General features: G+C 73.2%; 10 protein-coding genes. 5 read left to right on the top strand and 5 right to left on the bottom strand.

Annotation, left to right across the window (positions count from 1 at the left end; genetic code table 11):
* Positions 1 to 47 precede the first annotated feature (47 nt).
* Both Aple_RS35635 and Aple_RS35630 read right to left on the bottom strand, forming a co-directional pair.
* Positions 48 to 251: an MbtH family protein gene (locus tag Aple_RS35635; protein WP_155349151.1), complete on the bottom strand. Its 204-nt coding sequence runs from the start codon at positions 249 to 251 to the stop codon at positions 48 to 50.
* 25 nt (positions 252 to 276) lie between these two features.
* Positions 277 to 5,721, bottom strand: coding sequence for a type I polyketide synthase (locus tag Aple_RS35630; RefSeq protein WP_155349150.1), 5,445 nt, complete (start codon positions 5,719 to 5,721; stop codon positions 277 to 279).
* Positions 5,722 to 5,910: 189 nt separating this feature from the next.
* Here Aple_RS35630 and Aple_RS35625 point away from each other — a divergent pair, with 189 nt between their 5' ends.
* Both Aple_RS35625 and Aple_RS35620 read left to right on the top strand, forming a co-directional pair.
* Positions 5,911 to 7,197, top strand: coding sequence for an MFS transporter (locus Aple_RS35625; RefSeq protein ID WP_155349149.1), 1,287 nt, complete (start codon positions 5,911 to 5,913; stop codon positions 7,195 to 7,197).
* On the top strand, positions 7,178 to 7,981 hold the full coding sequence (locus Aple_RS35620; RefSeq protein WP_155349148.1) for an alpha/beta fold hydrolase: 804 nt from the start codon (positions 7,178 to 7,180) through the stop codon (positions 7,979 to 7,981). Before Aple_RS35625 ends, Aple_RS35620 begins: the two co-directional genes overlap by 20 nt.
* On the opposite strand, the gene Aple_RS35615 is transcribed toward Aple_RS35620, so the two are convergent.
* Entirely contained in the window at positions 7,968 to 8,204 is a 237-nt protein-coding gene (locus tag Aple_RS35615; RefSeq protein ID WP_155349147.1) for a helix-turn-helix domain-containing protein, read from the bottom strand. The genes Aple_RS35620 and Aple_RS35615 overlap by 14 nt on opposite strands.
* 84 nt (positions 8,205 to 8,288) lie before the next feature.
* Positions 8,289 to 10,145, bottom strand: coding sequence for an AfsR/SARP family transcriptional regulator (locus tag Aple_RS35610; protein ID WP_155349146.1), 1,857 nt, complete (start codon positions 10,143 to 10,145; stop codon positions 8,289 to 8,291).
* 233 nt (positions 10,146 to 10,378) lie between these two features.
* Here Aple_RS35610 and Aple_RS35605 point away from each other — a divergent pair, with 233 nt between their 5' ends.
* Genes Aple_RS35605 through Aple_RS35595 form a run of 3 tightly spaced genes read left to right on the top strand, consistent with a single transcriptional unit; the run spans position 10,379 to position 13,194 of the window.
* On the top strand, positions 10,379 to 11,407 hold the full coding sequence (locus Aple_RS35605) for a pyridoxal-phosphate dependent enzyme (protein WP_155349145.1): 1,029 nt from the start codon (positions 10,379 to 10,381) through the stop codon (positions 11,405 to 11,407).
* Complete coding sequence (locus Aple_RS35600) at positions 11,404 to 12,462, top strand: ornithine cyclodeaminase family protein (RefSeq protein ID WP_246264988.1); 1,059 nt, start codon at positions 11,404 to 11,406, stop codon at positions 12,460 to 12,462. Before Aple_RS35605 ends, Aple_RS35600 begins: the two co-directional genes overlap by 4 nt.
* Positions 12,463 to 12,495: 33 nt before the next feature.
* Positions 12,496 to 13,194: a rhomboid family intramembrane serine protease gene (locus Aple_RS35595; protein WP_155349144.1), complete on the top strand. Its 699-nt coding sequence runs from the start codon at positions 12,496 to 12,498 to the stop codon at positions 13,192 to 13,194.
* On the opposite strand, the gene Aple_RS35590 is transcribed toward Aple_RS35595, so the two are convergent.
* Positions 13,191 to 14,372: a DUF418 domain-containing protein gene (locus tag Aple_RS35590; protein WP_246264987.1), complete on the bottom strand. Its 1,182-nt coding sequence runs from the start codon at positions 14,370 to 14,372 to the stop codon at positions 13,191 to 13,193. The genes Aple_RS35595 and Aple_RS35590 overlap by 4 nt on opposite strands.
* Positions 14,373 to 14,400: the final 28 nt, after the last annotated feature.

The raw sequence follows: 14,400 nt of genomic DNA, 5'->3' as shown, positions 1-14,400 counted from the left end.
GGGCAGGTCCTGCCCGTGTATCACCACTCCGGTCGTGGCGGGCAACCTCAGCCGCCCATCCGCTCGCGCAGGCTGCGGGGCCGCATGTCCGTCCAGACCTCTTCGATGTAGGCCAGGCAGTCGGCCTTCAGCCCCGACTTCCCGACCTCCGACCAGCCGTCCGGGATGACCCGGCGGGTGGGCCAGATGGAGTACTGCTCCTCGTGGTTGATCACGACCGTGTACTCCCGATCGTCGTCGTCCTCGAACACGGGTTCCCCTCTCGTTCTCGATGGGCTATTCCAGGGCGGCGAGCAGCGCGGCCGCGTCCTCCTCGGACATCGCCGCGACCTGCTCGGCGAGCACGTTCTCGATGTCGGCGGACAGGTTGCGCACCGTGCGGCACTCGAACAGCACGGCCACGGCCAGCTCGGTCCTGAAGTGCTCCCTGATCCGGGCGACCAACTGGACCGCGATCAGCGAGTTGCCGCCGAGGTCGAAGAAGTCGTCGTCCACGCCGACCCGGTCCACGCCGAGCGAGTCCTCCCAGAACCCGGCCAGCGCCCGCTGCGCCGTGTTCTCCGGTTCGACGTAGGGGTTGGTGAGGGTCCGGGTGGTGACGGTCGCGGCCCGCTGCGGCGCCTGCGCCATCTGCGCGCGCAGCGCCTCGCGGGTGACGCCCGCGGCCCGGCGCAGCCGCTCCCCCAGCCCGTCGGGGCACATGATGAGCTGCGGCGCCACCCCGCTGGCGAGGATCTGCCAGAGCGCGGCGGACCCGGCCTCCGGGTGGATGCCGAACTCCAGGTCGGCCTCCCGCAGCAGCCGCAACTCCAGGTCGGCGGCCGCGGAGGGTTCGGCGACGGCGCTGGCGGCGATCGGGGCTTCGGGCGGCATGACGTCGGCGTTGCCCTCGGTGTCGTACGCGAGGAGGGTGAACCCCTCGATGGCGACCAGCTCGGTCCCCGCCTCGTCCATGATCGTGATGTCGCTGCGGGTGATGTCGCCGGTGGTGTCGTCGCGGTGCCGGATGTGGCTGTAGACGCGGGCGGGCAGCTTGCCCCGGACCACCACCCGGTCGTAGCCGAAGGGCAGGAATCGGGCGTCGGCGGCGATGCTCTGGCCGAGCGCGTTGGCGCTGTCCAGCACCGAGGGGTGCAGGCCGTACCTGGCGATGTCGTCCAGGTACGCCTCGGGCAGTTCGACCAGGACGAGTTCGGCGTCCTGGCCCCGCCAGCGGCCGCGGATGTTGTCCCAGCGCGGCCCGACGGTCAGGCCGCCGATGCTCGGCTCGTACGCGGGGGTGTCCTCCTGGTCGCAGACCGCGCGCAACGTGCCCAGATCGTGGGTGGGAACCGGCTCCGCGGGGGCGTGCCTGACCCGGGCCCGGGTGTATTCGGCGATCTCCTGGCCGGAGCCGTCGTCGGCGTCCAGGATCGACACCTGGTAGCCGCCCTCGCCGTCCGGCCGGTACTGCACCCGGATGTTGCGGCTCTGCTCGAAGGAGAGCGGCCGCATGAACACCAGGTCCCTGATCTCGGCGCCCGGCTCGCCGGTGGCCAGCTCGAACCCGGCCCTGACGATCTCCACCAGGCTGGTGCCCGGCATCGTCGGCAGCCCTTGCAGGCGGTGCTCGGAGGCCTCCCAGTCCTGTTCCGACAGGCGCTTCACGAAGACCACGTCGTCGGAGTAGAGCTGGTAGAGGCGGCTGTCCAGCAGCGGATGCTCGACCGGCTCGTAGCGGTCGCCGCGCTCGAAGTCGGTGAGGACGGCGGGAGCGTACGTGTCGTGCGCCATGCCGATGTTGAACCAGATCGGCCAGTTGATGGACAGCACCCGGGTGCGCCCGCCGGCGCGGGACTGGGCGTAGGCGTCCATGACGGCGTTGGCCGCGCAGTAGTCGCCGAGGCCGAAGTCGCCGGAGATGACGGCGATCGAGGAGTACAGGACGAGCAGGTCGAGCTCGTCGCCGAAGACCTCCTCCAGCGCGTACAGGCCGCCGACCTTGGGGGCGAACACCTGCGCGGCGGCCTCGGGCGAGCGGGTCTCCAGCATGCCGCCGCCGGAGATCCCGGCCGCGTGGAAGACGCCCTCGACCGGCCCGAACGCCTCCTCGGCCCGCTGCCGGACCGCGCGCATCGCGGTCACGTCGGCGACGTCGGCGGCGATCACCAGGACGTGCTCGCCGAGCGCGCGGACGCGGCGGATCTTGCGGGCGATCGGGTCGGCGGGGTCGTGCGCGGCCAGGTAGGCGTCCCACTGGTCGCGGTCGGGCAGGCCGGTCCTGCCGACGAGCACCAGGCGGGCGTTCACCCGCGCGGCCAGGTCCTCGGCGAGCACCAGGCCCAGGCCGCCCAGGCCGCCGGTGATCAGGTAGACGCCGCCCTCGCGCAGCGGCTCCCCGGTCGGCCGGTCCAGGTCCACCTGGTCGTAGCCCCAGATCCAGCGCTTGCGCCCGCGGTAGGCGACCTGGTCGTCCGGGGAGACGGCCGAGATCTCCGCGGCCAGCCGCGCCGCGTCCGCCACCGGGTCGCCGGTGCCGCTGAAGTCGACGCCGCGGCAACCGATCCCGGAGAGCTCCTTGGGCACCAGCTTGATCAGGCCGAGCAGCGCGGCCTTGGCCGGGACCACGGGGTCGTCGCCGGAGACGTCGTTCATGTCGGTGGAGACCACGACCAGGTCGGCGTCGGGGGCGCTGCGCTGGCGGGCGAGCGCCTGCAGCAGGTTGAGCACGCTGTAGAAGCCCAGGTCAAGCCAGCCGTCCGGGCCATCGGCGGTGTCGGCGGCCGACCAGCCGTGCACGATGGTGAGCCGTTCCTCGCCGCCCGCCCGGGCGAACACCGCGCCGTAGTCCGCCGGCTCACCCGGCCGTATGGTGAACCGCTCGCCTTCGGCGAATTCGGACCCGGGAACCACGGCCAGGACCGGCAGCCCTTCGGCCCTGCGGCGGCGGACGAGCTCCTCCACCAGGCCGTGCCCGGGCGAGAACACCACCCACAGGCCGCTGTCGGGGGTCGCCGGCGGCCGCGCCGAGGTCTCGCGCCAGACCGGCACGTAGTAGGGACCGGTGTCGCGCGGCCCGGCGACGGGAGCCTGCTCCGACTCCGGGTCCGGCTCGGCCCAGCAGCGCTGCCGCTCGTACGGGTAGGTCGGCAGCGGAATCCGCGACCGCTCCTCCTCCCGCCAGAACGCCTCCCAGTCGATCCGCCCCGCGGCCTGCCACACCTGCCCGACCGCGGTGAGCAGCGCCACCACGTCCGACTGCCGCCGCTGCGGATGCCGCATCGTCGGCACCGCGAGGCCGGCCTGCCCGGCGTCCAGCTGGCGGCGGGCCAGCGTGGTGAGCGTCTGCCCGGGCCCGACCTCCACCAGCACCCGGCGTCGCCCGTCGGCCAGCAGCCGCACCGCGTCGCCGAACCGCACGCAGCGGCGCAGATGCTCGCTCCAGTACGCCGGGTCGGTCGCCTGCGCCCCGGTGATCCACGTCCCGGTCACGTTCGACACGTACGGCAGCGCGGGCTCGCGCAGCTCCACCGCGGCCACCCTGGCGGTGAACTCGGCCAGGATCGGCTCCATCATCGCCGAGTGGAACGCGTGCGAGGTGTGCAGCGGACGTCCCGCCACACCCTGCACCTCCAGGGTCTCCCGCAGCTCCGCCACGGCCTCCGCCGGTCCGGACACCACGCACAGGTCGGGGGCGTTGACGGCGGCCAGGTCGAGCCCGGGGCCGAGCATCGGAACCAGCTGCTCCTCGGCCAGCGGCACCGACAGCATGTCGCCGCGCGGCAGGCCCTGCATGAGCGCTCCGCGCGCCGCGACCAGGGCCAGGGCGTCGTCGCGGTTAAGGACTCCGGCCAGGCAGGCGGCGACGTACTCGCCGATGCTGTGCCCGGCCATCGCGGCCGGTTCCATCCCCCACGAGCGCAGCAGCGCCGCCAGCGCGTACTCCACCGCGAAGACGGCGGGCTGGGTGACGGCCGTCTCGTTCAGGTCACCGCCCTGGTAGAGCCGCTCGCGCAGGTCCCAGCCGGTGAGCGGGAGCAGGGTTTCGGCGCAGGCGTCGATCTCGGCGCGGAAGACCGGCTCGGTGTCGTACAGGTCGCGGCCCATGTCCGCGTGCTGGGCGCCCTGGCCGGGGAAGACGAAGACGACCTCGCGCTCGCCGCCGCGCGGCGGGGCCAGCGCCGGATGCCCGGCCGGGACGCCGCCGATCAGCCGCTCGGCCGCCTCCGCAAAGCCCTCAGCGACCACGAACCCGCGCGACGCGCGAGCCGTGCGGCCCAGAGCGAGGGTGTAGGCGGCGTCGGCCAGGTCACCGGGCCGCTCCTCCAGATGCCCGCCCACCAGCGTGCCGAGACTCTCCAGCGCGGTCGGCGTGCGGGCCGCGAGCGGGATCAGCTGGTACGGCCTGCCGGTGGGCCCCGCCTCCCGGGCGGGCGCCTCCTCGACGATCATGTGGGCGTTGGTGCCGCCGACGCCGAAGGAGCTGACCCCGGCCAGCAGCGGGTGCCCGTTGACCTTCCACGGCGTGAGCTGGGTGTTGACGTGGAACGGCGAGGAGGCGAAGTCGATGCCCGGGTTGGGCTCCTCGAAGTTGAGGCTGGCCGGCAGCGCCCGGTGCGACAGGCACAGCACGGTCTTGATCAGCCCGGTGATGCCGGCCGCCGCGCCCAGATGGCCGACGTTGGACTTGACCGACGCGATCGGCACATCCCCCACCCGGTCGGTGTGCGCGCGGAACGCCTGGGTCAGCGCGGCCACCTCGATCGGGTCGCCGACCAGGGTGCCGGTGCCGTGCGCCTCCACGTAGCCGATGTCGCCGGCGCTCACGCCCGCGCTCGCCAGCGCGGCCAGGATGACGGCCACCTGCCCCGGCACGCTCGGCGCGGCGAACGCGCCCTTGGCCGAGCCGTCGTTGTTGATGGCCGAACCCCGGATGACGGCGTGGATGGTGTCGCGGTCGGCGAGGGCGTCCTCCAGCCGCTTGAGCACGACCACGCCGGCCCCGCTGCCGAAGATCGTGCCCTTGGCCCTGGCGTCGAAGACGCGGGCGTGGCCGTCTTCGGAGAAGATCCCGCCGTCCTCGTAGAAGTAGCCGGACACGCGCGGCAGCGGCTCGTCCACGCCGCCGGCGAGGGCGATCTCGCACTCGCCGGTGAACAGCGCCCGGCACGCGGTGTGCACCGCGACCAGCGAGGTCGAGCAGGCCGACAGCGTGGTCGTGGCGGGCCCGCGCAGGTTCAGCCGGTAGGCCGTCTGGGTGGCCACGTAGTCGCTGGTGTTGGACAGGTCGATGGCGAAGTGGCCCATCAGCCGGATCGCGTCGCTGTTGCGGATCACGTTCAGCTCGCGGTACCTGTTGATGCCGACGCCGCCGAAGACCCCGATCCTGGCCGGGTAGCGGGCCGGGTCGTACCCGGCGTGCTGGAGCGCGGTGTCGGACACCTCGAGGAAGGCGCGGTGCTGCGGGTCGAGGATCTCCGCCTCGCGCGTCGACATGCCGAAGTAGGCGGGTTCGAAGAACTCCGTGTCGGGCGCGATCGGCGCGGCGCGGACGTAGTTGGGGAACGCGAGCAGGTCCTCCGGCGTGCCGGCGGCGCGCAGCTCCTCGTCGGTGAAGAACGTGATCGACTCGACCCCGTTCACCAGGTTCTGCCAGAACTCTCCGATGTCGTGCGCCCCGGGGAATCGACCGGCCATGCCGATGATCGCCACTTGCCCGCTGGCCGCGCTCTCCGCCGTCATCTGCGCTCCTGAAGTGATCACCGGTCCTCGGCAAGCTCAAGGCTGCGAGACAACACGCGGCCCGGCAAGGACGAAACAGCTGGTTGGCGACAAGTCGCCAGCGGAGTTGACGGGCCTTCCCCCCGCTTGGTGCGCTGACCGCATCACTGGGCGTGTCGCCGGTGCCGCCGGAGGAAGGAGCGTCGCCGCGTGGTGCTGCGACCGAGCCAGACCCTGCCCCTGCCGCCCAGCCGAGGGCTGGGGCGCCGCTTCTGGATGCTCTGGGCGGCGTTCCTCATCGCCAACCTCGGCACCGGCATCAGCGCGGTCGGCTTCCCCTGGCTGGCCACCTCGCTGACCAGGGACCCGCTGCTGATCGCGCTGATCGGGGTGGCCGCCGAGCTGCCGTGGCTGCTGCTCAGCCTGCCGATCGGCGCGATCGTGGACCGCGCCGACCACCGCCGGGTGCTGGCCGCGACCCACTGGGGCCGCGCCGTCCTGGTCGGCGGCATCGCGCTCGCGCTCTACCTGGACCTGATGGCCCTGGCCATCCTGTACGTCGTCGCCTTCACCCTGGGCACGCTCACCGTGGCCAACGAGAACGCCGCCCAGACGATCCTGCCGCGGCTGGTCCCCCGGGAGCGGCTGCAAGTGGCCAACGCCCGGCTGACCATCGCCGACACCGTCGCCGGGGTCTTCGTCGGCCCCTGGGTCGGCGGCCTGCTGGTGGGGGTCGCGCTGGCGGTCCCGTTCACCGTGGACGCCGTCCTGTTCGTCGCCTCCGGCCTGCTGGTGATGTCGCTTCCGGCAGCGGAACCGCAGGTCAGCGAGGCGTCGGCGTCGATGCGCGCCGACCTGGTCGCCGGGCTGAAGTTCTTCTGGGGACACCGCCCGCTGCGCGACCTGGGGCTGCTGCTGGGCGTGCTCAACATGGCGGGCGCGGTCGCCATCGCCACCCAGGTGCTGTTCGCCCAGGAGATCCTGGGCCTCACCGCCGTGCAGTACGGCCTGCTGTTCATGGTCGGCGCCATCGGCGGCATGATCGGCGCCCAGGGCACCCCGTGGCTGGAGCGCCGGATCGGCCCCCGCCGGGTGCTGCTGGCGTCCCTGGCCGGCAGCGCCGCGGCGCTGGTCATCGTCGGCCTGACCAGCAGCGGCATCGTGGTCGCCCTGGCCCTGTCGGCCAGCGCGGGCCTGGGCCTGTCCTGGAACATCATCACGATCAGCTACCGGCAGCGGATCGTGCCCGAGGGCCTGCTCGGCCGGGTCAACAGCATCTACCGGCTGATCTCGTGGGGCCCGCTGCCGCTCGGCTCGGCCATCGGCGGGCTGCTGGTGACGCTCGGCCAGTTCTTCGGCGGCCGGGAGATCGGGTTGCGCACACCGGTCCTGGTGGCCGCCGCGGTGATCGCCATACTGTTCGTGATCGCGCTGACCCGGTACTCCACCGGGCTGTGGAGCAGGACCGGGAGCGTGGATGCCGACGATCAGGAGTAACGGGGTCGAGCTCAGCTACACCGACACGGGGTCGGGGCCTCCTGTGCTGCTGGTCTCCCCCGCGGCGTCCAAGGCCGGGATCTGGGACCTGCACCAGGTGCCCGCCCTGCTCGCGGCCGGGCACCGGGTGATCACCTTCGACAACCGGGGCACCGCGCCGTCGTCCTGCCCGCCGGGGCCGTACCCGCTCGCCGAGCTGGTGGCCGACGCGGCGGGCCTGATCCGCGCCGTCGTGGGCGGTCCCGTCCGGGTGGTTGGGGCCTCGCTCGGGGCGATGATCGGGCAGGAGCTCGCGCTCGCCTGCCCCGAGCTGGTCGCCTCGGCGGTGCTGCTGGGCACCCGGGCCCGCGCCGACTACTTCCGCGCCGCGATGACCAGGGCCAGCGCCGACCGGGTCAGGCGGGCCGACACCGGGTCTGCGGAGCACGCGGCCGTCGCGATGATGTGCCAGCTCTTCTCGCCCCGCACGCTCGCCGACGACCGGGCCGCCGCCGACTGGCTCGACGTGCTGACCGCCTTCCCCACCACGGGCGAGGGCCCGGCCCTGCAGTACGAGGCGACCCTCGCGGGCGACCGGCGCGAGGCGCTCGGCGAGGTACGGCGGCCGGTGCTGGTGGTGGCGTTCTCCGACGACCTGGTGATGCCCCCCGCCCTGGGCAAGGAGGTGGCCGACGCCATCCCCGGCGCCAAGTACGCCGAGGTTCCCGGCTGCGGGCACTTCGGCTTCATGGAGCGCCCGCAGGTCGTCAACCGGATCCTGGCGGACTTCCTCAGCCGGACCTGAGCCAGCCGCGCCGGGCGACCTCCGCGCCGGCCTGGAAGCGGCTCTCCACTCCCAGGTGCTCCAGCAGCTCCGACACGCGCCGGCTGTAGGTGCGGGGAGAGATGCCCAGGCGGTTGCTCGCCGTCTGGTCGGTGGCTCCGCTCAGCAGCTGGAGCAGCACGGCGTGCAGGTGATCTGGAAGGGTACGGCGCGTAGCCTCGGGCCGGGAGACGACATCATCCATGACCACGGTTCCTCTCCGCAGGTCCCCGAGGATCTGGCCGGATCGAACATGAGCCACGCTATGCTTTCGCGCCTGGGTTGTCCTCTACACCCACTCTTCACCCTCTCTCACAGCTCTTCCCGCCAACCGGCGCAGGGCGGCGTCCCGCTCTCCGGGGGGTTCCTCCGCCTCGGCGCGCTCCCGGGCGTACAGGCGGAACAGCACGTGCATGCGGTAGCGGACGGTGCCGCAGTCCTCGACGCCGGCGACGTCGATCAGGCGGGCCTCGGCCAGGGTCTCCATCAGCTCCTCCGGGTGCGCGCCGCTCTCGCCGAGGAGTGGTCCGGCGACCCAGCCCGCGAAGGTGGGCGTCTCCAGCGTGCCGAGCAGGCGGAACAGCCGGGCGGCCGGAGCGTCCAGGCTCTCGTAGCTCAGCGCCAGGCTGGCGCGGACCTTCAGACCTCCCGCTGACAGGGCGTCCAGCCGCCCGCGCTCGGGCTCCAGCAGGTCGGCCAGGCGGCTCAGCCGCCAGTGCGGGCGGCCGCTCAGCCGGGCTCCGGCCACCCGCAGCGCCAGCGGCAGCCGCCCGCACAGGTCGGCGATCCGGCGGGCGTCGGCGCGGGCCGCGGCGCGTTCCGGGCCCGCGGCGCGGCTCAGCAGGTCCACCGCCTCGCTCTCGGCGAGCACGTCGAGGTCGAAGGCGCGGGCGTTGGGCACCCCGCAGACCCGGCGGCGGCTGGTGACGATCACGGCGGAGCCGTACCCGGCGGGGAGCAGGGGGCGGATCTGGGCCTCGCCGCGGATGTTGTCGAGCACGAGCAGGACGCGGCGGCCGGCCATTCTGGCGCGGTAGAGGGCGCACCGCTCCTCCTCGTCGGCGGGGACGTCGCCGTCTTCGACGCCGAGCCGGTGCAGCAGCCGGGCCAGGACGGTGGCCGGGGCTACCGGCCGTTGGTCCAGGCCGCGCAGGTCCACGAAGAACTGGCCGTCGGTGAACGCGTCGGCGAGCAGGTGGGCCACGTGCACGGCCAGCGCCGTCTTGCCGGTGCCCGCGCGGCCCGTGATGGCGGCGACCGCGAGCCCGGCGTGGGTCGCCGAGCCGGACAGGAACCGGGTGAGCGCGTCGATCGTGGCGGCCCTGCCGGTGAAGTCGGCGAGGTCGGGTGGCAGCTCGCGCCGCCCCTGCGGGCGCGGGGGCGGGGCCGGCCGGGTGGCAGCGGGGGCGGAGCGTGGCGGGTCGAGTTGCGGAGCGGAGGTGAGAATGGCCTGGTGCAGGTCCTGCAGCTGGGCGCGTGGCTCCACGCCGAGCTCGACCAGCCGACGGTGGCCGTCCCGGTAGATCTCCAGCGCCTCAGCTTGGCGCTGCGAGCGGTACAGGGCGAGCATGAGCTGGCCGCGCAGCCGCTCGTTCAGCGGGTGCCGCTCGACCAGCACCTGGAGCTCGGGGACGAGCCTCCTGTGCCGCCCCAGGGTCAGGCCCGCCTCCACCTGCTCCTCGATCGCCGCCAGCCGCAGCTCCTCCAGGGTGGCCGCGGCGGTTCGCACGGTGGCCAGGTCCACGTCGCTGAAGGCGGGGCCGCGCCACAGGGTCAGCGCGTCCTCCAGCACCCGGACGGCCGCCTCCACCCGCCCGGAGGCGAGCATGGCGCGGGCGCTGTCGACCCCCGCCCCGAACCGGGCGAAGTCGAGCGCCTCCTGGTCGGCCCTGAGCATGTAGCCGCCGGGGCGGGTGACCAGCGGCGAGCCGTCGGTCTTGCCGCCGGAGCCGTTGAGCAGGACGCGCAGCCGCCACACCCGCGTCTGGATCTGGCCGAGCGCGGTTTCCGGAGGCTCGTCCCAGAGCTCGTCGATGATCTCCCTGACCGGGACGACCTGGTTGGCGTTGAGCAGCAGGATCGCGAGCAGACCCCGCTGGGTGTTGCCGCCAGGCGAGCACGCCCTGCCGTCAACGGAGATCTCCAACGGTCCGAGTGTGTGGAACTCAAGTTGCCGCACGCCCTGATCTTCACAAATTGTCTACGTCTGTGAACCCCTACAGTCCACATGTTCATCGGGTATTCCAGGGCATTACTCGCCAACCTGGCAGGTCGTAACATCACCTGTCCAGCTGGCGACAACTCGCCAACGCCCTTCCCGATAATCGGCGCGGACTCGATCCTGCAGGGGAATCGTCAAGCAGCCGTGAGGTACCGCTGATGCTGTCCCCGCTGGAGGTACTCCACTCGGCCATCACCGGCACCCCTGTGGTGCGCCTCGACATCTCCCTGCGCGGGCGCGCGCACGGCGTGCTGCTCAAGCTGGAGAGCGGCAACCCGACCGGCTCGATCAAGGACAGGACCGCCGCGGGCCTGCTGATGGCGCTGGACCGGGAACGCCCGCTGACCCCGGGCACGGTGGTGGTCGAGTCCACCTCCGGCAACCTCGGCCTCGGCCTGGCCCGGCTGCTGGCGGCCCTCGGCTGCCGGTTCATCGCCGTCCTGGACCCCGGCACCCCCCGGGCCACCCGACAGCGGCTCGTCGCGACCGGCGCGGAACTCCACGAGGTGCACGAACCCGACGGCTACGGCGGCTACCTCCTGACCCGGCTCCGCGCCGTGGACCGGCTGCTCGCCGACAACCCGCACTACCGCTGGACCGACCAGTACGGCAACCCCGCCAACCCGCGCATCCACGAGCGCACCACCGGCCCCGAGATCGCCGCCCAGGGCGGGCCGGGCCTGGACGCCGTCTACATCGCCGTCTCCACCGGCGGCACCCTGTCCGGGGTCGCCGCCCACCTGCACGCGCTGGACCGGGGGGTCAGGGTGGTCGCGGTGGACGCCGAGGGCTCGCTCGCCACCGGCCCCGCCACCGGGCCGCGCCTGATCAACGGCCTGGGCGCGAGCCGCCGCTCCGCGTTCCTGCCGCCGGGCACCTACGACCGGGCCTATCGCGTCCCCGACTCGGAGGCCGTCGCCGTCTGCCGCCTGTTCCGCGCCGACACCGGCGTGGCGCTGGGCGGTTCCAGCGGCAGCGTGGTCGCCGCCTGCCTGCGCGACCTGGCCGCCCCCGGCGCGCCGCGCCGCCCGCTCTGCCTGTGCGCCGACACCGGCCTGACCTACGCCGACACCGTCTACGACGACGGCTGGCTGGCCCGCCACCGGCTGACCGCCGCCGTCGCCGAGGCCGCGGCGCGGCTGCGGGCCGACGGCGTCCGCTTCCACCTGGAGGATCAGCGCCCGTGAACTTCACCGAGTATCCGGCGAGCGAGTTGCGCTACCTGCCGAGGGCGGCCGTGATCGAGTGCTGCGTGGAGATCGACGTCCTGGCCGTGGTGGAGGACGCGCTGGTCCGCCACGGCCGGGGGCAGACGATGCTGCCGGAGGAGGCGTACCTGGGCTGGGAGACCTCGGCGGGCACGGCCGCGCGGTCGCTGGCCATGCCCGGCGGGCTGCGGCTGGCCGGCGGCCTCGCGCTCGGGGTGAAGACGATCAACGGGAACCTGGGCAACCCCGATCGGGGCCTGGCGCGCTCGCAGGGCCTGCTGATGATGTTCGACCCGGAGATCGCCTGGCCCAGGACCATCATGGAGTCGGCCTACCTGAGCGCCACCAGGACCGCCGCCGTCACCGCCCTCACCGCCCGGCTGCTCGGCCGCCCGGGCATGCGAAGCGCGGCGGTCATCGGCTGCGGCACGCTCGCCAAGGCGCACCTGGCCCTGCTGCCCGCCGGGATCACCGAGGTCTGCCTCTACGACCGCGATCCGCTCCGCGCACGGGCCCTGGCGGAAGCGGTGAGCGACCGGGTCGAGGTGCGTGTGGCGGCCGACGCGGAGTCGTGCGTGCGCGGGCGCGACCTGGTGATCACGGTCACCACGGTGACCGAGGGCTACCTGCCGTTCGAGTGGCTGGCGCCCGGGGCGCTCGTCGCGCATGTGTCCCTCGACGACGTGCTCCCCGACGTCGTACGGCGAGCCGGGCTCGTCGTGGTCGACGACTGGGACCTGGTCAGGCACGACCACCGGCGGCTGCTCGGGCGGCTCCACCGCGACGGGCTGCTGCTCGGCCCCGACGGCGACAGCCACCCGGGGGTCACGCCCGGCCCTTCGGCGCGGCGGGTGGACACCACGCTCGCCGAGATCATCACCGGCGCCCACCCCGGCCGCCGGAGCGAGCACGACAGCGAGCACGACGTGGTGCTCAGCAACCCGTTCGGGATGTCCATCCTCGACATCGCCCTCGGCCAGGCCGTGGAGGAGGTGGCCGCCCGGCGTGACGCCGGCGTCCGCCTGGCGATGTGACCCCCCCCGTGACCCCCCGCGAAGGAGACCGCCATGAGCAACGACCAGATCCGAGCCGCCGCACCGCCCGCCCCGCCGGGGGTCCAAGCGGGGCGGCGTTACGCGCTCACCGCCCTGATCGCCGTCAACGTCGCCGTCGCGGTGATCGCCAGCGTCATGATCGTCGTCAGGGACGGGTTCGACCTCGCCGCCGTGTTCTACGACGGCGTCAGCCCGCTGCACGAGTGGGGTGAGCTGAACGGGCCTTCCATCGAGGACGGCGCGTACTGGCGGCTGCTCACGAGCATGTTCCTGCACTACGGCGTGCTGCACCTGCTGGCCAACCTGCTGCTGCTCTGGCTGGCCGCGCGCCGCCTGGAACCCCTGGCCGGATCGGGGACCGTGCTGACCGTCTACCTGCTGTCGGGGCTGGGCGCGGCGGTGGCCGTCTACTACTTCGACCCCGAGGTGCTCACCGCGGGCGCGTCCGGCGCGGTGTTCGGCCTGATCGCGGCGCTGCTGGTGGTCAGCCTGCGGGCGCGGGCGAACACGACCCTGCCGCTGGTCCTGCTCGGCGTCGGGCTGGTGGCCACGTTCGCGGTCCCGGGCATGTCCATCGCCGCGCACGCGGGCGGCCTGCTGGTGGGCTCGATCCTCGCGCTCGGGTTCAGCCGGGCGAACATCCGGCTCGCGGTCACCGCGGCCACGGCCGTGCTGCTGGTGGCGCTGGCCGTGGCGCGGCAGTTCCTCTAGCGACCGTACGTGAGAGTGCGGAGCCACCATTCGGCCGGGCCGTACCGGTGGCTCCGCGTCCACCAGGCGCTGAGGAGCAGCTGGCCGGCGAACACGGCGGCGGCGATGCCGAGCAGCAGCGGCGGCGAGACCTTCGCGAACAGGGCCAGGCCGTAGCCGGTGAACAGCAGGGCCATCAGCGCCGACTGGCCGAGGTAGTTGCTGGCCGACAGGCGCCCGGCCGGAGCCAGGGCCCGGCCGATCCCCGGGCGGGCGGTGTTGAGCCGCAGCAGGGTGGCCGCGTAGGCGGCGGCCAGCAGGGGCGCGGTGGCGGTCGTCACCGCCAGGTCGAGCGCCAGCAGGGCGCCGCTGCCGCTGTGGTCCACCAGGTGGGTGAGGCCGACCGCGAGGGAACCGGCCAGCCCGGCGGTGAACCCCAGCCACTGCGCCTGGACGAGCCACCGCCGGGGCACGTCCTCCAGCAACCGGGTCTGCCCGGCGGCGAAGCCGAGCAGGAACATGGCCATCGCGCTGCCGGCCTGCATGAACCAGATCCCGCTGAGCATCCCCGGCAGCAGGGCCAGGTTCTCGCCGATCACGTCCAGCGGCCCGCCCCGGTAGGCGGCGATCATCTGGCTGGGATCGTCGAACACGTTGATCGAAGTGTTCCGGCCCACCGACTCCGCCCAGAAGCTGAACCCCGCCAGCAGCGCGTAGAACACCACGAGCACGGCCAGCACGATGACGGCCGCCTTCACCGCGGTGCGCGGCCTGGCCCGGCGCGCCGCCAGCAGGACCAGGCCCAGCACGGCGTACACGGTCAGGATGTCGCCGCGCCACAGCACCACCGCGTGAAAGGCGCCCAGCAGGAACAGCGCCCCGTACCGGCGCAGCGACCGCCGCACCACCGACGCGCCAGCCCGTTCCGCCTGGAAGGTGAAGGAGTAGCCGAACAGGAAGGCGAACAGCACGTAGAACTTGTCGACGAACAGCGTCTCGCCGATCAGCCGGGCGGCGTCGTCCACCGCTCGGGTGAAGTCGGGGTCGGGCAGGCCGAACGTGCCGTACGGCGAGGCCATGTAGGAGATGTTGACGACGAGGATGCCGAAGAGCGCGAACCCGCGAAGCATGTCCACTTCGACGACGCGCCGCACGAGAGGCGACAGGGACGGGGAAGGATCCCGAGGCAGCGTGGTCACGCTAACAAGCATGATCCGCACGTTCCAC

The organism is Acrocarpospora pleiomorpha (genome assembly GCF_009687885.1).
In the GTDB taxonomy this organism is placed as follows: Bacteria; Actinomycetota; Actinomycetes; order Streptosporangiales; family Streptosporangiaceae; genus Acrocarpospora; species Acrocarpospora pleiomorpha.
The sequence above is the reverse complement of the archived record's forward strand: the minus strand, read 5'-3'. Positions and strand labels throughout refer to the sequence as shown.

Coding starts and splice junctions, on each gene's coding strand:
- Aple_RS35630 (WP_155349150.1), bottom strand. CDS start 5,721: ATGACGGCGGAGAGCGCGGCCAGCGGGCAAGTGGCGATCATCGGCATG.
- Aple_RS35620 (WP_155349148.1), top strand. CDS start 7,178: ATGCCGACGATCAGGAGTAACGGGGTCGAGCTCAGCTACACCGACACG.
- Aple_RS35615 (WP_155349147.1), bottom strand. CDS start 8,204: ATGGATGATGTCGTCTCCCGGCCCGAGGCTACGCGCCGTACCCTTCCA.
- Aple_RS35605 (WP_155349145.1), top strand. CDS start 10,379: ATGCTGTCCCCGCTGGAGGTACTCCACTCGGCCATCACCGGCACCCCT.
- Aple_RS35595 (WP_155349144.1), top strand. CDS start 12,496: ATGAGCAACGACCAGATCCGAGCCGCCGCACCGCCCGCCCCGCCGGGG.